Raw genomic sequence first — 21,111 nt, forward strand, 5'->3', positions numbered from 1 at the left:
TCCGGTGAGGAAAGCGATGCAACCGTTCACTCGGTGTCACCGCCATAAATGCCCCTTGATTGCGCCGGGCGGGACATCCGGGGAGTCCGGCCGCGGGTTGCCCTCATCACCCGGAGGTGCGGATTCGTGGATGTCACGACCGCTCGTGAGCGGCTCGAAGTAATGCTCGCCAACCTGGATCGATCGATCGGGGTCATCCAGGGCGACCCCGTCGCCGTACGCGAGCACTCGGCGGCGGACGCCGGCTCCGACCTGACGGACGCCGACCGCGCCAGGGCCATGCTGACCGTGGCCACCACCCAGCGTCAGGCGATCGTCGAGGCGATCAGACGCATCGAGGAAGGCGCGTACGGCAGGTGCGTCGACTGCGAACGCACGGTGCCGGAGGGCCGCCTGGAGGCCCGGCCCGAGGCCGCGCGCTGCGTGCAGTGCCAGGGCAAGCGGGAGCGCCGTCGCTGAGCGCGCACGCCGCCGGACACGAAGAACGGCGGCGCGCCACCCCGCACCGCGGCGGATCACCCCTTACGGGCGCTGGCCACCAGGTGGATGCCGACCGTGTCGTCGTCGTCCGGCTGGGCCTCGAGCTCGGTGCGCACCAGGTAGTTGAGCGCCCGCGCGTCGGACCCGAGCACGTGGTCGACCGTGGACGGCGACAGCACCGTACGCGGCCGCATCCACTCGACCTCCAGCCCGGCGCCCACGAGCAGCTCGCGCAACTGGCCGCTGCTGAAGCAGCGCGTGATGCTGCCGTCGGGCCACGGCACCAGCATGACCTCGCCGGTCTGCCGCAGGTGCTGCCACTGCTCCTGCTCGGCCAGGATCGCCATGCCCAGCACCAGCGAGTCGACGCACACCAGGGCCCGCCCGCCCGGCCGCAGCACGCGGGCCACGTCGCTCATCGCCGACTCGGCCATCAGTTCGATCGACATCACCCGTTCCTCGGCGAGCACCGCGTCCACGCTCGCGTCGGGCAGGAAGGCCAGGTCGTCGGCGCGTACGTGCCGGACGCGGTCGGCGTCGCGCAACCGGGACTGCCCGTCGAGGGTCCGGCGGAAGTCGAGCACCTCGATCACTCGGTGTCCCGCCCTGGCGGCCTGGCCGGACCACCGCCCACGGCCGCCGGAGAGGTCGAGGATCACGGAGGGTTGGCCGGGGAGCCATCGGGTGAGTTGTTCGGCGGCGACGGCGCGGTAGAAGGTCCAGTACGGCCCGAGCGTCCCTGAGCCGTTCAGTTCCTCGGCCGGAATGGGCAGCACACGCGACTCCTGGGTTCCGGGAAAAGGGCTACCAGCCGGTACGTATGACGTTCCCCGCACCGGGTCCTTCGTACCTTCTATCTTGCGGGAACAGACAAGGGCGCGGGCGTGTTGCGACGAGCATGCTCACATTGGTAGAACCCCAGCCCGTTGACAGAGCGGTCACGGGCCAGCGGGTATCCTCCCCTGAGTACGGTGTCCCGCCACAGCCGGCCACCGGTGATCTTAGGGGGGTGGGTCCGGTGCCCGCGACAGGCGCGGAGACGCTGGAGCAGCGAAGCGAGCGATTCGAGCGCGACGTCATGCCGTATCTCGAGCAGCTCTACTCCGCCGCGCTCCGGATGACCCGGAATCCCGCGGACGCGGAGGACCTGCTGCAGGAGACCTTCGCCAAGGCGTTCGCGTCGTTCCACCAGTTCCAGCAGGGAACCAACCTCAAGGCGTGGCTCTACCGGATCCTGACCAACACCTTCATCAACAGTTACCGCAAGAAGCAGCGGGAGCCGAAGCAGTCGGGCACGGAGGAGATCGAGGACTGGCAGCTCGCGCGGGCCGAGTCCCACACGTCGAGCGGCCTGAAGTCCGCCGAGGTCGAGGCGCTCGAGCACCTGCCCGACGGCGACATCAAGCAGGCGCTGGCCGTGCTGCCCGAGGAGTTCAGGATCGCGGTCTACCTGGCCGACGTCGAAGGCTTCCCCTACAAGGAGATCGCCGACATCATGGGCACTCCGATCGGCACCGTGATGTCGAGGCTGCACAGGGGACGCAGGCAGCTCCGGGGCCTCCTTGAGGACTACGCCCGCGAGCGCGGCCTGGTCCCGGCGGAGGGATCGAAATGAGCTGTGGCAACCCACACGACACCGACTGTCGCGAGGTCCTCGACAAGGTCTACGCCTACCTCGACGGCGAGTTGACCGAGGGTGACGTCGCCGACATCCGCGTGCACCTCGACGAGTGCAGCCCGTGCCTGAAGGAATACGACCTCGACAAGGCGATCAAGGCGCTGGTGCACAAGCACTGCGGCTGCGATCCAGTTCCCGCGGACCTGCGCTCGAAGGTGCTGGCTCGCATCGCGCAGGTGAGGTCGGAGCTGTCCGACTAAGATTCACCCATGCGCGTGTTGGTCACCGGGGGTGCCGGGTTCATCGGTTCGCATCTCGTCGATCGTCTGCTTGCCGATGGGCACGAGGTCGACGCGGTCGACGACCTGTCCTCGGGCAGCAGGGGCAACCTGGCGGGAGCGGCCGGCCACGACCGGTTCCGGCTGCACGTGATGGACGTCCGCGACCGGGCGCTCACCACGCTGATGAGCGACCTCCAGCCCGAGGTGGTCTGCCACCTGGCCGCGCAGATCAGCGTGCGCAGGAGCGTGGCCGACCCGGCCCACGACGCCAGGCTCAACGTCGAGGGCACGGCGGCGGTGCTGGCCGCGGCCCACGAGGGGCGTACGCGCAAGGTCGTCTTCGCCTCGTCGGTGGCCGTCTACGGCCGCCCGGCGGTGATCCCCGTGCCGGGTGACGCGGCCGGTGACCCCCGCTCGCCGTACGCCGCCTCGAAGCTGAGCGGCGAGATCTACCTGGCCACCTTCCGCGCCCTCTACGGCATCGAGTACACCACGCTGGTGCTCTCCAACGTCTACGGCCCGCGACAGTCTCCGGAGGGCGAGGCCGGAGTGGTGGCGATCTTCACCGACGCCCTGCTCGGCGGCACGCCCACGGTCGTCTACGGCGACGGCACCCAGACCCGCGACTACGTCTACGTCGACGACGTGGTCGACGGCTTCGTCAGGGCGTGCGGGTCGGAGGGCAACGGCCGCCGCTTCAACCTCGGCACCGGCATCCAGACCACCGACCGCCGCCTGCACTCGCTGATCGCCGACGCGGCCGGGGCGCACGACAAGCCCGGTTTCGCCCCGCCGCGCGCGGGCGACCTGCCGGCCATGGCGGTCGATCCGGTGCCCGCGCACGACGGGCTCCGCTGGCAGCCGCGCACCGACCTGCCGACCGGGCTGAAGAAGACCGTCGAGTGGGCGGCCGCGCGTCGCGTGAAGTAGTGGCTTGATTACGCTTTGCTTGCGATTTCCCCCTCCGCCCGTACGGCAACGTCGTCTTCTGTAGCGTGAACCCCACAAGTCGACGTGGAGGCATGTGGATGTCGAAGGTTATGGTCGCCCGGCTGCTCACGGCCATCGTGCTGATCACCCCGGTGGTCACGATGGTGATCGGTGGCGGACTGGTTCCTCCCGGGGTGTCCTGGACCTGAACACCTTAGGGGGCCGCAATGCGTGATCTGCCGTGGCCCGCAAGGGTCTATCTGGTCGCCGTGATCGGCGCGGCGGCCGCTCTCATCGTACGCAGCGTCATGGTCTCCGGCGCGCCCGTGGCCGACGAGGACCTTGACATCCTCCTGGTGCTCGCCCTGCTGTTCCTGGTGTGCGAGTCGATGCCGACGCTGCTCAACGTGGAGCAGTTCGCGGTGTCGGTCAGCTTCTCCGCCTCGCTCGCGGCCGTGGTGCTCATCGGGCCGGAGGGCGCGGCGCTGGTGGGGCTCACCGCGGTGCTGAGCGTGCGGCCGGGGCTGCCGCTGATCAAGCGGCTGTTCAACGGTGCCCAGTTCGCCATCTGTGGTTACGTGGCGGGCCGGGTCTACGAGGCGTTGCACGGCCGGGTGGGCGTTCCCGAGGTCAACGCCTTCGACGACCTCATCGGCCCCTACGCCGCCGCCACCGCGGTCTTCGTGCCGCTCAACATCTTGCTCACGCTCACCATGATCGGGCTGGCCACGCGGGTGCGGGCCGCCGAGGTGCCGATGCGGGGCATGGGGCAGTTCCTGCTCTCCTACCTGGGCTACGGGACGTTCGGGCTGCTCGTGGCGGGTCTGTGGGCCACCGTGGCGTCCATCTCGGCCGTGCTGGTGCTGCTGCCGCTGTTCGTGGCGCGCTGGGCGTTCGGCCAGTACAGCGCCCAGCAGCGCTCCTACGACGCCACCATCGCCGCGCTCTGCCAGGCCGTCGAGACGAAGGACTACTACACCCGAGGGCACTGCACGCGCGTCTCGCACGCGTCCTCGATGATCGCCCAGGAGATCGGCATGCGCACCGAGCGGGTGCGGGCCATCCGCTACGCGGGCATGCTGCACGACGTCGGCAAGCTCGGCGTGCCCACCAAGGTGCTGCAGAAGGACGGGCCGCTCACCGAGGAGGAGTTCGCCGCGATCCAGCTCCATCCCATGCGCGGGCTGGAGATCGTGCGCGGGATCGGCTTCCTCGACGAGGCGTACGCCGGGATCATGCACCACCACGAGCGCCACGACGGCACCGGCTACCCGATGGGGCTGGCCGGTGACGAGATCCCCGAGTTCGCCAAGGTGATCGCGGTGGCCGACGCGTTCGACTCGATGACCTCCGACCGCTCCTACCGCGGGGCCAGGCCCGTCCCCGTGGCCGTCGACGAGCTGCGCAAGAGCGCCGGCACCCACTTCGACCCCGTGATGGTGGCCGCCTTCATCCGCGCGCTCGAGCGCGAGCCGTGGCAGCCGCCGCGCCGGGTCGACCCGCCGCCGCCCGAGGCCGCCGAGACGCCGATCAAGGACCACGACGATCCGACCATGCCTATCCAGGTCGTGACCGGGCAATGACCACCACTGAGCGCGTCAGACGTACCGAGCGGTCGCTGCACACGGTGCTGCGCCGGCTCGACTCCGGCCAGCTCCTGCTCATCTGCGCGGCCGGGCTGGTCGCGCTGGCGGGGGTGGCGCACACGGCGGCCGTCGGGCTCGACCGGCCGGAGATCGCGGTCGGGTTCGGGGCCCTGATCGCCGTCGGTGAGCTGGCCCGGCTGACCATGCCGGGCAACAGGGAGGTCGCGCCGATCGGCGCCGCCGCCGCGCTCGGCTACACGCTGCTGCTCGACCTCAGCCAGAACCCGCTGCGGCACTCCGCGTTGCAGGTGGTGGCGGTGATCACGGTCGGCATGCTCGCAGGGGCGCTCCCGCATCTGGCCGTGGGCCGGCCGCCGCGCCTCGACGCGATGGCCCGGCGGCTGCTGACCGGCGCGCTGCTCGCCTTCGCGTTCCGGCCGCTGGCCGACCCTCTCTACGAGCTGACCAAGCCGCCGACCAGCACGTGGTGGCCCGCGCTCGTGGTGATGGTCACGCTGATCGCGATCACGCTGCTCATCGACGTGCTCATCGCCGCGCTGCTGCGGGCCGAGCAGGTGCGCACTGCGTTCCGGGTGGCCGTGCGCGACGAGATCAACATGGCCTTCCCGCTGGGGGCCGCCGTGGCGTCGTCGGGGGTGCTGCTCGCGCTGGCCACGCACAGCATGGACCTGGTGGCGCTGCTGGTGTTCGCCGCGCCGCTGCTGGTGACGCAGGTGGCCTTCCGCAAATACGCGGGCATCCGCGCCACCTACCTGCAGACCGTACGCGCCCTGTCGCGGGTCACCGAGGTGGGCGGCTACGTCGAGCCGGGCCACTCGCGCCGGGTCAGCCGCCTGGCCGTGGCGATCGGCAGAGAGCTGGGCATGTCGGAGCCCGAGCTGCTGGAGCTGGAGTACGCCGCGCTGATGCACGACATCGGCCAGCTCTCGCTGCGCGACCCGATCCCGGGCGGGGCGACCGTGCTGACCGAGCCCGAGCAGGCCCGGCGCATCGCGGAGCTGGGCGCGGAGGTGATCAGGCAGACGGGCGTGCTCGACCGGGTGGCCGAGGTGGTCAGCCGCCAGTGCGAGTCGATCGCCGACGACCCGCCGCTGTCGAGCCGCATCATCAAGGTGGCCAACGCCTACGACGACCTGGTGGGGCCCTCGACCGATCGCGACCGGGGCGGCGCGGCGCTGGAGCGGATCCGGTTGTCGGCCGGCAGCGCGTACGATGCCCACGCGGTCGAGGCGCTGGCCCGCGTGATCGACCGCGGCCGCGTCTGAGTCCCCGCGCTTCCAGGGTTTTTGTGTACTTCCTACAGATCGTGCTCGCCCGATCGGTGCTTCAGGGCGAAAGAGGGCAAGCCGGTGGCGGTCATAGGGTGGTCGGCGTGCTTATCGAGACGCTCGGACCCGTTCTGATCGCCAACCGGGGGGAGATCGCGCGGCGGATCATCCGTACGGTCCAGCGGCTGGGCCTGCGCGCCATAGCCGTCCACTCGGAGGCCGACGCCGCTCTGCCGTTCGTCCGCGAGGCCGACGAGGCCGTGCTGATCGGGCCCGGCGATCCCGCGCGGAGCTATCTCGACGTCGCGAAGGTGCTGGAGGCGGCGCGCGCGACGGGCGCAGGGGCGATCCATCCGGGTCACGGATTCCTCGCGGAGAACGCCGCGTTCGCCCGCGCCGGCATCGAGGCCGGGATGGTGTGGATCGGGCCGTCCCCAGAGGTCATCGGCAGGATCGGCGACAAGATCAACGCCAGGAACCTCATGGAGGCCGCCGGCGTGCCGGTCGCCCCGGGCACCCGCGAGCCGGTCACCGATCTGTCGCTGGCGCTGAAGGCCGCCGAGGGCATCGGCTACCCGGTCATGGTCAAGACCGCGGGCGGGAGCGGTGGCATCGGCATGAGCGTGGCCCACGACGACGAGGAGCTGGCCAAGGCGTACGAGCAGGCCGCCAGGGCGGCGTCCAGGTCCTCCGGCGACGCGCTCGACGGCCCGGACGTGCTGCTCGAACGCTACGTCGAGCGCGCCCGTCACGTCGAGGTGCAGATCCTCGGCCTGCCCGGCGGCCGGGTCGTGGCGCTGGGCGAGCGCGACTGCTCGGTGCAGCGCCGCCATCAGAAGGTCGTCGAGGAGTCTCCCTCGCCCGGCGTCACCGCCGAGTTGCGCGAGCGCCTGCTGGCCGCCGCGGTGCGGGCCGGTGAGGCCGCCGGCTGTCTGGGCGCGGCCACGGTGGAGTGGCTGGTCGACGTCGAGCGGCAGGAGTTCGTGTTCCTGGAGATGAGCACCGGGCTCCAGGTGGAGCATCCGGTCACCGAGCTGGTCACCGGGCTCGACCTGGTCGAGCTGCAGCTTCGCGTCGCGGCGGGGGAGAGCCCCGAGCTGAGGGCCGAGCCCAGGGGGCACGCGATCGAGTTCCGCGTCCACGCGGAGGACTCCGAGCGGTTCCTGCCCGGCCCCGGCCCGATCACGGCCTGGGACGAGCCGACCGGCGAGGGCGTACGCGTCGACTCCGGCTACGCGGCCGGCGACACCGTCACCGCGTACTACGACCCGCTGATGGCCAAGCTTTGCGTGCACGGCTCCGACCGGGAGGAGGCCCTGGAGAAGGGCCGCAAGGCGGTCGCCGGGTTCGTCGTCGAGGGCCCCGAGAACAATCTGCGGTTCTGCGCGGAGCTGCTGGACAACGCCGAGTTCGTCACCGGCGACTACGACACGGGACTGGTCGGGCGGATGCGCGCCCCGGCCGCGTGAGGTGGTGGAGAACATGGAGATCCCCGGTGATCATCGAGGCCGAGGGCGATCTGGCCGCCGTCACCGGGTGGCGCGGGCGAGGAACCTGGTGCGGTCGACCACGACGCGCTCGATCGTGCCCTTGCCCACCACAGCCTGCCTGTCGTGGGCCTCGAAGGCGAAGACCAGCCGCCGGCCGTCGACCTGGGTCAGCTCCACGCCCACCTGGACGTGGCTGCCGAGCGGGCTGGCCGCCAGGTGCTCGAGCTCGACCCGGGTGCCGACCGACGTCTCGCCGGGGGCGAGGTGCCGGTGCACGGCGCGTACGGTCGCCGCCTCGGCCAGCGCGAGCAGCCGGGGTGTGGCCAGCACGGGCACGTCGCCGCTGCCGAGCTTCTTGGCGGTGTCGTCCATCTCGACCACGACGGAGAGCTGGGCGCGGAGCCCGGGAGCGAGCGTCATGAGATCAGCTTAAGCTGCCTGCTTGGAGCCCCTGGACTTCGCGGAAACGCGGACAAGTGTGGGCAAGAGGCCCCAGGATAGGCTTTGTACGTCTTGGGGCTTTTGAGTGGCATGTGGGACAGGTGAGTCGTAGACTCTCTGAGTTCCGTGACCACTGTGTTACCTCACCGCGACAAAACTTCGCTTTGTTGGAGATCCGCGGGGTGGGAGAGGCTTCGGACATAGGGGGTAACGGGGGAATCATGGTGGCCCAAGGGACGACGCTGGCGGGGCGGTACCGGCTCGACACCCGCATCGGCGCCGGTGGCATGGGCGAGGTGTGGCGAGGCGAAGACATCGTCCTGGCCCGCACCGTCGCCGTAAAGGTGCTGCTCCCGGGCCGGATGGAGGACCCAGGGTTCGTCGCTCGCTTCCAGGGGGAAGCGCGGGCGATGGCCACGATCAACCACTCCGGCGTGGTCGACGTCTACGACTACGGCATCAGCGGCGACAACGTCTACCTGGTGATGAAGTTCGTCGACGGCGAGCCGCTCGACCGGCTGCTGGGCCGGCTCGGCCGGATCCAGCCGCAGGCGGCGATGGAGCTGATCGCTCAGGCCGCCTCGGCGTTGCAGGCCGTTCATGACCAGGGCATCGTGCACCGCGACGTCAAACCCGGCAACCTGCTCGTGCAGCGCGACGGCACGCTCGTGCTCACCGACTTCGGCATCGCGCGCGCCGACCTGGCCAGCCGGCTCACCGACGCGGGGATGGTGCTGGGCACCGCCGCCTACTGCGCCCCCGAGCAGGCCGAAGGCGCTCCCGTGACACCCGCGGTGGACATCTACGCCCTCGGCGTCGTCGCGTACGAGTGCCTGGTGGGCCAGCGGCCGTTCGACGGCGACAGCGCGGTCACCATCGCGCTCAAGCACATCCGCGAGGCCCCACCGCCCCTGCCGCAGGACATCCCGCAGGCGGCCAGGTCGCTGGTCGAGATCGCCCTGTCGAAAGACCCGGCCAGGCGCTACCCCAGCGCCCGCGCCATGAGCGAGGCCGCCCGCGCGATCGCCAGCGGCCAGGTGCCCGTCGCGCCCGAACTGGCCACCGGGATCACGATGGTGCCGCCCCCCGAGGCGTACCAGCAGCCGCCCGGCCAGGAGCCCCAGCAGCCCGACGCGAACCCCTACCAGACGGGCGCCAGGCTGGCCCAGGAGGACACGGCCGTGTCCGAGCGGCGCGGGAGCCGGCGCGCGGCCAAGACACCGCGCAGGACCGGGTTGATCGCGGGCATCGCCGCGGCGGTCGTGCTCGGCGCGGGAGCCACGGCCGTGGCGCTGACCGGCATGACCACCACCGCCCCGCCGGAGGTGACGTTCACGCCGGGCGGCGACTCGAAGTCCATCAGCAAGTCGTCCAAGCCCAGGAAGACCACCCCCGCTCCCGAGCGCTCGGAGACGGAGGAGGCGGTCCTCCCGCCCAAGCCCACGAAGCCCACGCCGACGCCGGAGGAGAGCGAGGAGGCGACGGAGACGCCCTCCAGCACACCCAGCAAGACCCCCTCGAAGACCCCCAGCGGCACGCCGACGCCGACGACGACGAAGGTGCGGGTGCCCAACGTGGTGGGCAGGCCGTTCCTGGACGGGCAGTCGATGGTGGAGGGCGCCGGGCTGCTGGCGGGACTCGACGACCGCACCACCACCACCGACGGCCTGCGCTGCGGCAAGATCAAGCAGACCGTCCCCGTCGCCGGCACGGCGCTGGACAAGGGGAAGGAGGTCACGCTGGTCGTCATCGACGCGGTCTGCCCCGAGGACGTCCCGCCGACGCCCACCCCGACCCCCTCCACCACCCCCAAGCCCACCGCCAAGGCGTCGTAGGCCGCTCACACCCCCGTCGTGTTGCGGGGATAGGCGATCTGCGGGTCGGTGGCGATGTTCACCAGGTACGGCACCCCGGAGTCGAACGCCCTGCGCAGCGCGGGCCCGATCTCCGACGGCTTGGTGACCAGCTCGCCGCCCCCGCCCAGCGCGGTCACGACCTGGTCGTAGCGGCACTGCGGCTGCAGCTCGGCGGCCACGTCGTAGCCGTACAGCATCTGCATGGGGTGCTTCTCCAGGCCCCACATGCCGTTGTTGCCGCAGACCATGACGACCGGGAGGCGGTGGCGTACGAGGGTGTCGACGTCCATCAGCGAGAACCCGGCCGCGCCGTCGCCCAGCAGCAGCACCACCTGCGAGGACGGCCTGGCCAGGCGGGCGGCGATGGAGTAGCCCAGGCCAGTGCCGAGACACCCGTAGGGGCCGGGGTCGAGCCAGTTGCCCGGCTGCTTCGGCTCGACGTATTTACCCGCGTACGAGACGAAGTCGCCGCCGTCGCCGATCACCACGGCGTCGTCGGCCAGGACCTTGCCCAGCTCGCCGTACACCCGCATGGGGTGGATGGGGTCGGAGTCGGCGGTCAGCAGCTCGGCGTCGCCGGCGGTGGCCGCGGCGGCGGCCTCGGACAGCCTGGACACCCACGACGCGTACGAGTCGGGCTTGACCCCCGCCTCGGCGCAGGCGGTGCCGAGGCCCCAGAACACCACCGACAGGTCGCCGGCGGCCGAGGCGGCCGGCTGCATGTGCGTGGTGAGCTGCGAGGGCGCGTCGGCGACGTGGACGACCCTGGCCAGCGGCGCGCCGTCCTTCCCGCCGAACCAGCCGTAGCCGAGGCGGAAGTCGAGCGGCGTGCCCACCACGATCACCAGGTCAGCCTGGCCGAAGGCGAGGCTGCGGGCCCGGGTGACGAGCAGCTCGTGCCCGGACGGCAGGATGCCGCGGCCCTGGCCGTTGGGGATGACCGGCAGCCGCCAGGTCTCGGCGAAGTCGCGGGCGGCCTCCTCGGCGCGGTCCATCCACACGTCGGAGCCGTAGACCAGGACCGGGCGCTCGGCCTCGGCCAGCAGGCGGGCGATGCCCGCCAGGTCGTCGGGGTCGGGCTCCAGCGGGGAGGGCGTCTGCGTGTGCACCTCGTGCGGCGGCGACGGCGAGAACAGGTGGTCCATGTAAAAGTCGAGGAACACCGGGCCGCGGTGCGGCGCGACCGCCGTGCGGAAGGCCATCTCGACGTCCTGGCCGACCGACTCCGCGCCGGACGAGGTGAACGCCAGCTTGGTGATCGGCTCGAGCAGCGGCGGGTGGTCCATCTCCTGGAGGGCGCCGCTGCCCCAGCGCGACTGGGGCGCCCGGCCGCCCAGGACGACCACCGGCGAGCCGTTGAAGTGGGCGGTCGCGACGCCGCTGACGCCGTTGGTGATGCCGGGGCCGGCGGTCAGCACGGCCAGGCCGGGTTTCCTGGTCAGCCTGGCGGTCGCCTCGGCGGCGAAGACCGCGCTCTGCTCGTGGCGTACGTCGAGGATGCGCATGTCCTCGTGCACCGCGCCGTCGTAGAGGGGGAAGACGTGCCCTCCCGACAGCGTGAACATGGTCTCGACGCCATATGCCTTGGACACGGCGACGGCGGCGTCACCGGCGTGCTTCGCAGACTCCATGCCGGGAACTTACCAACCAGTCACACTGGTAAACAGTTTTTCACCGGCAGCATACGGACACGGAGCCCTTGGGGGCCTTGGCGATGATCTTCCGTGGGGCGTCCGTGTCTCTCCTGACGTCGAGGGTGGTGTTGGAGGCGGACGTCGTCACGGCGTAGACGTTGTCGGGCACGGTCAGGTCGACGTTGCCCACTGTCCGCACCACGGCCCTGACCTCGGCCGGGACGCCGGCGAACATCAGCCGCACGTCGCCCCAGCCGACCTCCACGTCGGCCTTCCGCCCACTGAGATCCATCCCGCGGATGCTGCCCGTCGCGGTCCTGGCCCACAGGTCTCCGGTGATGGCGCGTACGCTGATGTCACCGGAGACGGAGGTCAGCCGCACGCTGCCGAAGAGGTCGCCGACATCGAGCCTGCCCCCGGACGTACTGGCCTCGAGCTCGATCTCCGGCGGCACGTACACGGTGTAGTCGGCCCGGCAGAGCGGGCCCTCCGGCTGGTCGGAGCCGGAGCAGACGGCGTCGAGCCGCAGCGTCCCGGAGCGGGCGTCCCACTCCTCGGTGACCGCCGGCCGGTCCCGCGACCAGTGCAGCGCCCGGTCGAGCAGCAGCTCACCCGCCTTGCCGGGCAAGACGACCAGGTCGACCTGGCCCCTGCCCGTCTCGATCCGCATGTCGCCCCGGTCGAACGGGATCGACCTCATCGTGACGTCCATCGGCATTCTGGCCTGGGCGAAGCCGATCCAGAGCGCCGCCGTGGACAACACCAGCGCGAACACCGTCATCACCGCGCCGGCCGCCAGCCACGCCGCTCTCACGGCAGGCTCCGGATCTTGAGAAACTGCAGCACCGCCAGCACGCGCCGGTGGTCGCCCTCGGTCGGCGGCAGGTCGAGCTTGGTGAAGATGTTGCCGATGTGCTTGCCCACGGCCCCCTCGCTGAGCACCAGAGCCTGCCCGATGCCGGCGTTGGAACGGCCCTCCGCCATCAGCTTGAGCACCTCGTGCTCGCGGGGCGTCAGCCGTTCCAGCGGGTCGCTGCTGCGGCGCAGCAGGAGCTGGGCCACGACCTCGGGGTCGAGCGCGGTGCCGCCCGCGGCCACCCTTCGCAGCGCGTCGACGAACTCGGCCACGTCGGCCACCCGGTCCTTGAGCAGGTAGCCGACCCCGCCGGTCGCGGCCGAGGCGAGGAGCTGGGCGGCGTAGCGCTCCTCGACGTACTGCGAGAGCACCAGCACCGCCAGCCCCGGCTGCTGGCGGCGGAGCACGAGCGCGGCCCGCAGGCCCTCGTCGGTGTGCGTGGGCGGCATGCGCACGTCCGTGATGACCAGCTCGGGCCGGTGCCGCTCGGCCGCGCGCAGCAGGCCCTCGGCCTCGTCCACCGCGGCCACCACCTCCATGTCGGCGGCGTCGAGGAGCCGGATCAGCCCCTCCCTCAGCAGCACGGAATCCTCGGCGAGCACTACTCGCACGGCAGCTCCACCTCGATCGTCGTCGGTCCGCCCAGCGGGCTGGACAGCCGCAGCGTCCCGTCCACCGAATCGACCCGCTGCGCCAGGCCACGCAGCCCGGTGCCGCCGTCCATCCTCGCACCGCCGCACCCGTCGTCGTGGACGAGCACGTGCAGGCGGTCTCGCTCGCGCCGCACGCTCACCTCGGCCTTGGTGGCCGCCGCGTGCTTGGCGATGTTGGTCAGTGCTTCGGACACGATGAAGAACGCCACCGCCTCGATGGTCGGAGTGGTACGCAGCTCGATGTCGACGCGGAGTCTGACGGGGAAGGGCGCGCGGGCCGCCACGCCGGACAGCGCGGCGTCCAGGCCCTGGTCGTTGAGCACGGCCGGATGCAGGCCGCGGACGAAGTCACGCAGCTCCTTGAGCGCCTGCTTGGCCTCCTCGTGCGCCCGCGCGATGGCCTCGCGGGCCGGCTCGGGCAGGTCGGTCAGCGTGGCCCGGGCCAGGCCCAGGTTCATGGCGAGGGAGACCAGGCGCTGCTGGGCGCCGTCGTGCAGGTCGCGCTCGATCCTGCGGCGCTCGGCGTCGGCCGCGTCGATCACGCCTGCGCGGCTCTCGGTCAGCGTCTCGATGCGCTGCCCCAGCTCGGTACGGCTCGGTTCGAGCAGGGCGCGGGCCACCGACAGGTCCAGCATCGCCATCGCGCGGGCCAGGACGGGCGCGAGCACCAGCAACACCAGCCCCACCAGCATGAACACGGCCACGACCCGGTTGTTCCTGAGATCGAAGACGAACTCCAGCGGCACCTCGTGGATCTTCGCCGGCAGGAACGCCAGCAGCCCCACGATCGCCCCGCCCCACGTCACCGCCACCAGGATCACGCCGACCAGGCTCACCAGCGGCGACAGCAGGTGGTAGCCGATCTGCCGCCACATGCCCGGGTCACGCCACCCGCTCGGGTCCTGCGCGGGCGGGATGCGCAGGCCCAGGAACGCCTCGAACCTGGAACGCTGCACACCGGTGAAGCGCGGCACGGCCCGCAACAGCAGCCGCGGCGCGACGACCAGGACGAGCGTCAGCCCGCCGAGCAGCACGCCGACCGGCAAGCCGATCATCACGTGAGCCGTGTCGAGCCACGCCCGTCTCGACCAGGGACGGGGGACTTTCATGCCTCAACGGTATTGACCGGCGGCGGTGACGGGAAATGGGCCAGGTGTGCCGGTGCATGGTGGGGCTAGCCCCACCCCCCAAGCGCCCGTACGACGCCTGCCACCCGTCGGGCGGCTCCGCCTGCGTTCCTCAGAGGCTGTGGTGGTCACGGAAGCCGGCGGGGTCGAAGGAACCGCCCAGGGTGACGCCCAGCCCCAGGCGGGCCACCTCGGTGAACTCCCGGCCTCCGCCGAGCCTCCCCGCCCCTTCCGGCAGCGCTCCGGCGAGCGGGCGGGCGGCCAGCATCTCCAGATCCGCCACGCTGCCGCACTCGGCCAGGCCGGGCCTGGCGGGCCAGCGCCCGATGACGATCCCGGCCAGGTCGAGCCCGCGATGGGCCAGCGCCTCCAGGGTCAGCGCCGTGTGGTTGACGGTGTCGCCGCCGGGGCGAGCCACGACGAGCACCTGGGCGCGCAGGGTACGGGCGAGGTCGGCGACGGTGGCGCCGTCGTCGTCGTAACGGTCCAGCAGCCCGCCGGTGCCCTCCACGACCACCAGGCGGTTGCTCTCGGCCAACTCGGAGATCAGCTCGGCGGCGCGGGCCGGGGACACCGGCGGCCTGCCGGCGGCCCTGGCGGCCGCGGCAGGCGGGAGCGGCGCGGGGAAGCGGGCCAGCTCGAACGTCGTGCTGACGCCCGCCAGCCGGATCACCTCGTCGACGTCGCCGCTCTCGCCGTCGGCCACCCCGGTCTGGGCGGGCTTCACCACGGCCACCGCCGCGCCGCGGGCCCGCGCCAGCGCCGCGAGCGCCGCCGTCACCACGGTCTTGCCCACTCCGGTGCCCGTGCCGGTGACGACGAGGATGCTCATGCTCTCAGCGTAGAAGGCGCGCCACCTCCAGACCGCGCTTGACCACGCTCGGAACGCGCCGGTCCAGGAGGCGCGCACCCGAGCCGGGAACACGTGCCCGGCCGTGCCGTTGGGCGGGCGGGCGGTGCCCGCGACCGGCGTCCCCAGACGGGCTGTGTTCGCGACCGGCGTCACCTGAAGCGCAGGGACTCCTCCCGCGCGACCGCCTGGGACACCTTCTCCGGAGCCCGCCGGAGCTCGTCCTCCAACTCGTCGACCACCTGACGCGAGCGCCTCCTCAGCTCCTGCCGCTGCCGGCTCAGCTCCTCGCCGAACTGCCTGGCGGCCGGCCCCACCCAGACGGCCGTGCCGGTGAACTGCCGGAAGGGCTGGTCGAGCGCGCTCTCGAGCTGCGCCACCTGCCGGCGCACGTTCTCCAGGGCCTGCTGGAGGGCCCGGTGACGGGGACTGTCGACGAGCCCCTCGGGAGAGTCGTACGTCATCGGGGATTACCTATCTGCGCAATGTCCGTACGGCGGGGGCGGGGTCGGGGAATATGAGAGCTGCGAGGCGATGGGTGGAGGCGGTCCCGATGAAGGGTGCTCTGCGGTGTCTGAGCGTGCTGGCGGTGTTCGCCGTCGTCACGGGATGCGCGGGCGGCGATCCCGGTCCCACGGCCGCTCAGGCGGGCGAGACCCTCAAGGCTCACATCAATGAGCTGATGGCGAAAGCGAACCTGCCCGATTTCGCCGTCACCGACCATGGGGACAACGACCTCCCCTGCGGCTCCGACGGGAGGAAACGTACGTATGGCGTCAGGTCCGCTTTCCAGACCGACGCCGAAGGGCTCATCGCCGAGCTGACCGGCACCCTCACCACCACCTGGGGCTACAAGGTGGATCAGGTCTTCGTACCCGACCGGGGAAAGACCGTTCTCAAGCTGGCTCCGTCGCGCGTCGCGGTGACCCTCGACCTTCCTGAGGCACACGTGGTGACGGTGACGGGCGAGACCGATTGCGTCTCGGGAGACAGGTGAGAGCGGCATCGTAGGGTCACTCACTCCGAGCCGGTCAGTATCTTCTTGAGGCGTTCGTCGGTGACCGCCAGCAGCGCCTGCGCCCGCTCCTGCTGACCGGCGAACTTTATGCCGGAGTTCGCCGCCACCTGCCCCAAGGTGCGGCGGTCGGCGGTGTCGTTGGTGCTGCCGTTGGATTTCAGCCACTCCAGGAACGCCTCCATCCGCTTCGGTTCCTTGCTGATCTCCGCGAACGCCCGCAGCCGCCCGTCGTCGTCCACGATGAGCGGGTCCGTCGGGGGCTTGAACCACACCGGCGCCCCCTTCTCCGTGTAGCCCGCGTTGACCAGTGCGGACGCCATGTCGTACAGGACGGCCCTGGCCCGTGTCAGCTCCTTCTCGTTGACCGAGGGCAGGCGGGGCTCGGGCTCCAGGGCGGCTCCGAGGCCGTCCTTGACGACCCAGCTGAACACCATCCACGACGCCGCCGCAGCGCCGGCCGGCAGGCCGAAGGCCGGGGTGGACAGGAGCGCGATGTCCATGCCCTTGTCCAGGGCCAGTTCGAAGGTCTCGTGGCCGTTCCTGTCGGCCAGGTCGGCGCCGCCGCGTACGACCTTCAGCGCCGCGTACTGCATGCCCGACACGACGCCCAGCCGGGAGAAGAGGTGCTCGACGGCGGTCTGCGGCTGTGCGCCGTCCGGCGGGGGGTGGGCGAGGCGGTGCCGGTCGAGGGCGACGCTGTGCGCGAAGAGACGCTGGGTGAGCCCGGCCATGGCGCGGTCGAAGGGCTCCATGTGCTCGTTCGTGTCGGCGAAGGTCTGCAGGAAGCGGTAGCCGTCGCGCAGCGTCAGGCGGAAGGCGGGGGTCGTGCCGGGCAGTTCATCGTCGAACGTGCCGAACCGGCTGTCCTTGTGGGCGTCGGGTTCGAGGGTCTCGGCACCGGCCGCGAACTCGGTGACGTACGCGCCGCCGACCTCCGCCAGGTGCCGTCTCATGGCATCGTGCGCGGAGAACCGCGGCGCCGCCGTGATCACGTGGAAGGCGAACCTGGCGGCGTCCTGGCTGTGGGCTCCGTCCTTCTCGTCGTACGCGCCGGAGGCCGCGGCCAGCATGCGTCCGAACGCGTCGGCGGTGCGCCTGTCACCCCCCGCGTACGCGCTCATGGCCACCAGCACGCCCCCCACGGTCGGCTTCGGGACGCCTTGGAAGAGGGGGAGTGAGGGCGGGACCTGGGCCGTCCAGTCGCGTCCTGCGCCGCCGACCGCCGCGCGGGCCGCGGACGGGTTGTTGGCCAGCGCCGCGAGGAAGCGCGAGGTGGTGCCGAGGGTGATGTCCGTGGGCGGCAGCGTACGGCCGAGCATGGGCAGCACCACGTTGGCCCGCGCCACGCTCGCGAGCCATTCCGTGGGGAAGTGGCCGGTGCTGACCAGCCACGACAGCCCGTCGCGGTGCGCCTCGTCGCCGCCGTGCGCGAGGTCGTCGAGCACCTTGCCGAAGCCGGGGGTGCGCCGGGTGGCGGTGGTGGCGGCGGCGAACGCGGCGGCCAGCCCGGCGAGCGCCTGCTCCTTGGTGGGCGTCTCCTCGTCGACGGACAGGGACGGCGAGTCGTCGTAGAGACGCTGGATCTCCGCGGGGAGCCCGGCGGTCTTTTCCGCGCCGACGCCGGCGAAGAAGGCGGAGGTGAAGTCGGCGTCCCCCTTGCGCGCGAGGAGCTGCGCGAGCAGGGCCCGCTGGCGCTCCTTCAGCTCCGTGGTGTGCACCTTGCCCTCGGCGTCCGCGTCGTAGCGCCGGTACAGGCCGGCGAGCGCACTGCCCTCGCGGCGGGACTCCTCGGGCGACGCGTACGGCACCAGCCCCTCGTCGTACGCCACCAGCCCCGGATCCGTGGTCAGCGGCCCCCAGTCGGGAACGCGTTCGCGGATTCGCTCCAGGCGCACGCGCAGCCAGGGGAGTTGCTCGCCCGTCCAGTCCTCGACCCGCCTGACCGGGGACAGCGCGGCCGCGCCGAGGCCCACCCGGCCGAACTGGTCGCGGATCGCCTGGGACTGCTCGCCCATCACCGCGTGGGCGCGGGTCATGGCGGCGATGAAGCCGTCCATCAGGCCGGGATCGATCCCGGAGAGGCCGGGGTCGAGCGGACCCGTGCCGGGAGGCGTCGGCGCCATGGCGTCGCTCCCCACTGTCACACCGGTGGCGGTACGGCTAGGTGACCCCACCTTGCCACAGCGTGACGCCGGTGGTCAGCCGTAGCGCCACTCATGCGCAACGGGCCTGGCGGCCTCTTCTCCGGCGATCCGTCAGGGTCGGCGCAGGCGGGTGACGAACTTGTAGCGGTCGCCCCGGTAGAGCGACTGCGCCCACTCGACCGGGTGGCCGTCGGCGTCGAAGGCGTGGCGGGTCAGCAGGAGCATGGGCAGCCCCACGTCGACCCCGAGGGCCTTGGCGTCGTAGGGGGTGGCCAGGACGGTCTCGATGATCTCCTCGGCGTCCGTCAGCCGTACGTTGTAGGCGTTGTGCAGCGTCTCGTACAGGGAGGCGTGCACCTCCAGCTCGCGGCGCAGGCGGGGGAAGCGGCGGGCGGACAGGTGGGTGGTGTCGATCGAGACGGGCTCGTTGTTGGCGAGCCTGAGCCGGTGGATGCGCAGCACGCGCCCGCCCGGGTTGATGGCCAGCCGCCGCGCCAGCGCCTCGTCGGCGGTGATGTAGCCGATCTCCAGGATCTTCGTGTCCGGCTCCAGCCCGGCCGTGCGCAGGTCGCCGATGTACGACGTGAGCTGCAGCACCTGCGCCACCTTGGGCTGCGCCACGAACGTGCCCTTGCCCTGGATGCGCAGCAGCCGCCCCTCGACCACCAGCTCGGTGAGCGCCTGCCTGACCGTGGTCCTGGAGGTCTCGAACCGTACGGCGAGCGTGCGTTCAGGAGGCAGTGCGGTGCCGGGTGTGAGGCTCTTGGTGAGCTCGAGCAGGGCCCGTTTCACGTCGTAGTACTTCGGAACGCGGGGGCTGTCGTCTGTCACGCTCTCACCTTCACTTCTGCCACGGCGGTGAAGGCGTGTCTGATCACCGCGAGATCATCGGAACCCACTTCGGCCCGAGCGGTCAACCGCGGGCCGGTGCGGCCGGCCGGCGCAGGGCCCGCGCGGGTGTGGGCACGCACGGATCCGGGCTGCTCAGGTTGATGGTGAAGGATATCCACAGCGGCGTACGCGATCGCAACCGAGGCCGGTCCGCGTGCCGTGTCGCGGGAAAGCCACCTGGCCGTGGGGATCACCTCCGGCTGGCCGCGCACCTGCCCGTCCTGGAGGGCGGATGGCGCGGGGATGTGACAGTTCTCACAATATGAGATTTTGGTAATTGTCCAGTTGGGTAGGCGGTTGAGCGGACACGATGGCATGTGTCTTCCCTGTGCGGCTGAGACGGTTTGCGCCCCCGTTCTTTCCGGAGTTATGCCCCTTGCCGGGCGAAGTCCGCCCGCCCGTCCCGTGCGTTGTCGAATGTGCTCGTCTCGCTGGGAGTCGGTTTGGTTGTTGCGGGGGAAAGCACGCATGATGCACTCGTGCCGACTCTCAGCGACCTCGTAGCCCGCCACACCGCGCTCGACGAAGCGGATCTCGACTGGCTGCACTCGCTGGTCTCCGACTGGCAGCTCCTGGCCGACCTGTCGTTCGCCGACCTCATCCTGTGGGCGCCGCTGCTCGGGGAGAGCGGCTGGATCGCCATCGCCCAGATGCGCCCCACGACCGGCCCCACCGTCTACCACGACGACATCGTCGGCACCGTCGCGGCCAAGGGCGAGCGCCACCTCATCGACACGGCGTGGAACGAGCGGCGCATCTGCCGTGAGGGTGACCCCGACTGGTCCACCGGCGTCCCGGTCAGGGAGGAGACGATCCCCGTGCGCCGGACGGTCGAGGGCGGCGAGGGGCGCTTCCTGGCGGTCATCCAGCGCTCCACGAACCTCTCCTCGGCCCGCACGCCCTCCCGCCTGGAGCTGACCTACCTGCAGAGCGCCTCCGACCTGGCGCAGATGGTGGCGGAGGGGCGCTTCCCGTTCTCGGGTGAGGAGCCGATCCTGGTCCGTTCGCCGCGCGTCGGCGACGGGCTGCTCAGGCTCGACCGCGCCGGGCGCGTCACGTACGCCTCCCCGAACGCCCTGTCCGCCTACCGCCGGCTCGGCCTGCACGCGGACCTGGTCGGCGCCGAGCTGGGCCGGGTCACCGCCACGCTGTGCTATTCGGACGAGCCGATCAACGAAGACCTCATGATCGTGGCCAGCGGGCGCGCCGCCAAGGAGACCGAGGTGGAGTCCGGAGGCACGACCGTGCAGCTCAGGGCCATCCCGCTGATCGTCGGCGGCGGCCGGATCGGCGCGCTGGTCCTCATCAGGGACGTGACCGAGCTGCGGCGGCGCGAGCGCGAGCTGATGACGAAGGACGCCACCATCCGCGAGATCCACCACCGGGTGAAGAACAATCTGCAGACCGTGGCCGCGCTGCTCAGGCTCCAGGCCAGGCGGCTGCAGGTGCCCGAGGGGCGGGAGGCGCTGGAGGAGGCGGTACGCCGCGTCGGGTCGATCGCGATCGTGCACGAGACGCTGTCTCACGCGCCGGAGGAGTTCGTGGACTTCGACGAGATCGCCGATCGGGTGAGCGCGATGGCCGGAGAGGTGTCCTCGCCCGAGGTGGCCGTCACGCCGCGGCGGGTGGGGGAGTTCGGCGTGCTGCCCTCGCTCATCGCCACGCCGCTGGCCATGGCGCTGACCGAGCTGCTGCAGAACGCGTTGCAACACGGCCGGCCCAAGCGGCTCGAGGTCGTGGTCGAGCCCGCCCACGAGCGGCTCAACGTGACCGTCTGGGACGACGGCCGCGGTCTGCCCCCCGGCTTCGACCTCGACAGTTCCACCAGTCTGGGGCTGCAGATCGTGCGTACGCTCGTGGAGGGCGAGCTGTCCGGGCGGCTCACCATCGAACCGCGCCTGGAAGGCGGCACGGAAGTGGTGCTGTCGATCCCGCTCCCCGCCGGCTGACCCTGCTGGTCGCAGGCT

20 protein-coding genes are annotated in these 21,111 nt (G+C 71.4%); 10 read left to right on the plus strand and 10 right to left on the minus strand.

Translation table 11 applies throughout. The annotated features are described in order from the left end of the window. Positions 1-126: 126 nt before the first annotated feature. Positions 127-459 carry a TraR/DksA family transcriptional regulator gene (locus tag ACZ6S0_RS17065; RefSeq protein WP_465917922.1) on the plus strand — a complete coding sequence of 111 codons (333 nt, stop codon included), beginning with the start codon at positions 127-129 and terminating at the stop codon, positions 457-459. Between the two features lie 56 nt (positions 460-515). Here the strand turns inward: ACZ6S0_RS17065 and ACZ6S0_RS17070 are convergent, their stop codons facing one another. Next, on the minus strand, positions 516-1,256 hold the full coding sequence (locus tag ACZ6S0_RS17070) for a class I SAM-dependent methyltransferase (protein WP_465917925.1): 741 nt from the start codon (positions 1,254-1,256) through the stop codon (positions 516-518). 233 nt (positions 1,257-1,489) lie between these two features. Here ACZ6S0_RS17070 and ACZ6S0_RS17075 point away from each other — a divergent pair, with 233 nt between their 5' ends. From ACZ6S0_RS17075 to ACZ6S0_RS17100, 6 genes are all read left to right on the plus strand, one after another. Beyond that, positions 1,490-2,095, plus strand: a complete 606-nt coding sequence (locus ACZ6S0_RS17075; protein ID WP_465917929.1) for a sigma-70 family RNA polymerase sigma factor — start codon at positions 1,490-1,492, stop codon at positions 2,093-2,095. Further along, positions 2,092-2,358 (plus strand): mycothiol system anti-sigma-R factor, encoded by a 267-nt coding sequence (gene rsrA, locus ACZ6S0_RS17080; protein ID WP_465917933.1) that lies wholly within the window; start codon positions 2,092-2,094, stop codon positions 2,356-2,358. The genes ACZ6S0_RS17075 and rsrA overlap by 4 nt, the downstream gene beginning before the upstream one ends. A gap of 9 nt (positions 2,359-2,367) precedes the next feature. Continuing rightward, a complete protein-coding gene (locus tag ACZ6S0_RS17085) occupies positions 2,368-3,309 on the plus strand; it encodes an NAD-dependent epimerase/dehydratase family protein (RefSeq protein ID WP_465917936.1) in 942 nt (313 codons plus the stop codon). Positions 3,310-3,536: 227 nt separating this feature from the next. Continuing rightward, on the plus strand, positions 3,537-4,892 hold the full coding sequence (locus tag ACZ6S0_RS17090) for an HD-GYP domain-containing protein (protein ID WP_465917939.1): 1,356 nt from the start codon (positions 3,537-3,539) through the stop codon (positions 4,890-4,892). Continuing rightward, a complete protein-coding gene (locus ACZ6S0_RS17095) occupies positions 4,889-6,181 on the plus strand; it encodes an HD-GYP domain-containing protein (protein ID WP_465917942.1) in 1,293 nt (430 codons plus the stop codon). Before ACZ6S0_RS17090 ends, ACZ6S0_RS17095 begins: the two co-directional genes overlap by 4 nt. Positions 6,182-6,288: 107 nt before the next feature. Continuing rightward, entirely contained in the window at positions 6,289-7,653 is a 1,365-nt protein-coding gene (locus ACZ6S0_RS17100) for an acetyl-CoA carboxylase biotin carboxylase subunit (protein WP_465917945.1), read from the plus strand. Positions 7,654-7,713: 60 nt separating this feature from the next. Here ACZ6S0_RS17100 and ACZ6S0_RS17105 read toward each other — a convergent pair whose 3' ends face one another. Further along, positions 7,714-8,094 (minus strand): thioesterase family protein, encoded by a 381-nt coding sequence (locus ACZ6S0_RS17105; protein WP_344894350.1) that lies wholly within the window; start codon positions 8,092-8,094, stop codon positions 7,714-7,716. A 242-nt stretch (positions 8,095-8,336) separates the two neighbouring features. Between ACZ6S0_RS17105 and ACZ6S0_RS17110 the strand changes: the two genes are divergently transcribed. After that, complete coding sequence (locus tag ACZ6S0_RS17110; protein ID WP_465917949.1) at positions 8,337-9,950, plus strand: serine/threonine-protein kinase; 1,614 nt, start codon at positions 8,337-8,339, stop codon at positions 9,948-9,950. Positions 9,951-9,955: 5 nt separating this feature from the next. Here the strand turns inward: ACZ6S0_RS17110 and ACZ6S0_RS17115 are convergent, their stop codons facing one another. The 6 genes from ACZ6S0_RS17115 to ACZ6S0_RS17140 form a co-directional block, all read right to left on the minus strand. Continuing rightward, positions 9,956-11,602 carry an acetolactate synthase gene (locus ACZ6S0_RS17115; RefSeq protein ID WP_465917952.1) on the minus strand — a complete coding sequence of 549 codons (1,647 nt, stop codon included), beginning with the start codon at positions 11,600-11,602 and terminating at the stop codon, positions 9,956-9,958. 40 nt (positions 11,603-11,642) lie between these two features. After that, positions 11,643-12,419, minus strand: a complete 777-nt coding sequence (locus ACZ6S0_RS17120) for a DUF4097 family beta strand repeat-containing protein (protein WP_465917955.1) — start codon at positions 12,417-12,419, stop codon at positions 11,643-11,645. After that, positions 12,416-13,072, minus strand: a complete 657-nt coding sequence (locus ACZ6S0_RS17125; RefSeq protein ID WP_465917959.1) for a response regulator — start codon at positions 13,070-13,072, stop codon at positions 12,416-12,418. Before ACZ6S0_RS17125 ends, ACZ6S0_RS17120 begins: the two co-directional genes overlap by 4 nt. After that, the gene (locus ACZ6S0_RS17130) at positions 13,063-14,223 is read right to left on the minus strand and encodes a sensor histidine kinase (protein ID WP_465917962.1); all 1,161 of its coding nucleotides are present in this window, start codon (positions 14,221-14,223) and stop codon (positions 13,063-13,065) included. The genes ACZ6S0_RS17125 and ACZ6S0_RS17130 overlap by 10 nt, the downstream gene beginning before the upstream one ends. Before the next feature lie 130 nt (positions 14,224-14,353). Then, entirely contained in the window at positions 14,354-15,073 is a 720-nt protein-coding gene (gene bioD / locus ACZ6S0_RS17135) for a dethiobiotin synthase (RefSeq protein ID WP_465917965.1), read from the minus strand. A 170-nt stretch (positions 15,074-15,243) separates the two neighbouring features. Beyond that, on the minus strand, positions 15,244-15,555 hold the full coding sequence (locus tag ACZ6S0_RS17140) for a hypothetical protein (RefSeq protein WP_465917969.1): 312 nt from the start codon (positions 15,553-15,555) through the stop codon (positions 15,244-15,246). A 116-nt stretch (positions 15,556-15,671) separates the two neighbouring features. Between ACZ6S0_RS17140 and ACZ6S0_RS17145 the strand changes: the two genes are divergently transcribed. Then, the gene (locus ACZ6S0_RS17145) at positions 15,672-16,088 is read left to right on the plus strand and encodes a hypothetical protein (protein WP_465917973.1); all 417 of its coding nucleotides are present in this window, start codon (positions 15,672-15,674) and stop codon (positions 16,086-16,088) included. Between the two features lie 20 nt (positions 16,089-16,108). Here the strand turns inward: ACZ6S0_RS17145 and ACZ6S0_RS17150 are convergent, their stop codons facing one another. Both ACZ6S0_RS17150 and ACZ6S0_RS17155 read right to left on the minus strand, forming a co-directional pair. Then, a complete protein-coding gene (locus ACZ6S0_RS17150; RefSeq protein ID WP_465917976.1) occupies positions 16,109-18,232 on the minus strand; it encodes a hypothetical protein in 2,124 nt (707 codons plus the stop codon). A gap of 132 nt (positions 18,233-18,364) precedes the next feature. Further along, positions 18,365-19,084 carry a GntR family transcriptional regulator gene (locus ACZ6S0_RS17155; protein WP_465917981.1) on the minus strand — a complete coding sequence of 240 codons (720 nt, stop codon included), beginning with the start codon at positions 19,082-19,084 and terminating at the stop codon, positions 18,365-18,367. Positions 19,085-19,623: 539 nt separating this feature from the next. Here ACZ6S0_RS17155 and ACZ6S0_RS17160 point away from each other — a divergent pair. Continuing rightward, entirely contained in the window at positions 19,624-21,093 is a 1,470-nt protein-coding gene (locus ACZ6S0_RS17160; RefSeq protein ID WP_465917985.1) for a histidine kinase N-terminal domain-containing protein, read from the plus strand. The last annotated feature ends 18 nt before the right edge of the window (positions 21,094-21,111 follow it).

The organism is Nonomuraea sp. NPDC051298 (genome assembly GCF_055586305.1).

Coding starts and splice junctions, on each gene's coding strand:
- rsrA (WP_465917933.1), top strand. CDS start 2,092: ATGAGCTGTGGCAACCCACACGACACCGACTGTCGCGAGGTCCTCGAC.
- ACZ6S0_RS17085 (WP_465917936.1), top strand. CDS start 2,368: ATGCGCGTGTTGGTCACCGGGGGTGCCGGGTTCATCGGTTCGCATCTC.
- ACZ6S0_RS17090 (WP_465917939.1), top strand. CDS start 3,537: ATGCGTGATCTGCCGTGGCCCGCAAGGGTCTATCTGGTCGCCGTGATC.
- ACZ6S0_RS17095 (WP_465917942.1), top strand. CDS start 4,889: ATGACCACCACTGAGCGCGTCAGACGTACCGAGCGGTCGCTGCACACG.
- ACZ6S0_RS17105 (WP_344894350.1), bottom strand. CDS start 8,094: ATGACGCTCGCTCCCGGGCTCCGCGCCCAGCTCTCCGTCGTGGTCGAG.
- ACZ6S0_RS17110 (WP_465917949.1), top strand. CDS start 8,337: ATGGTGGCCCAAGGGACGACGCTGGCGGGGCGGTACCGGCTCGACACC.
- ACZ6S0_RS17115 (WP_465917952.1), bottom strand. CDS start 11,602: ATGGAGTCTGCGAAGCACGCCGGTGACGCCGCCGTCGCCGTGTCCAAG.
- ACZ6S0_RS17130 (WP_465917962.1), bottom strand. CDS start 14,223: ATGAAAGTCCCCCGTCCCTGGTCGAGACGGGCGTGGCTCGACACGGCT.
- bioD (WP_465917965.1), bottom strand. CDS start 15,073: ATGAGCATCCTCGTCGTCACCGGCACGGGCACCGGAGTGGGCAAGACC.
- ACZ6S0_RS17140 (WP_465917969.1), bottom strand. CDS start 15,555: ATGACGTACGACTCTCCCGAGGGGCTCGTCGACAGTCCCCGTCACCGG.
- ACZ6S0_RS17150 (WP_465917976.1), bottom strand. CDS start 18,232: ATGGCGCCGACGCCTCCCGGCACGGGTCCGCTCGACCCCGGCCTCTCC.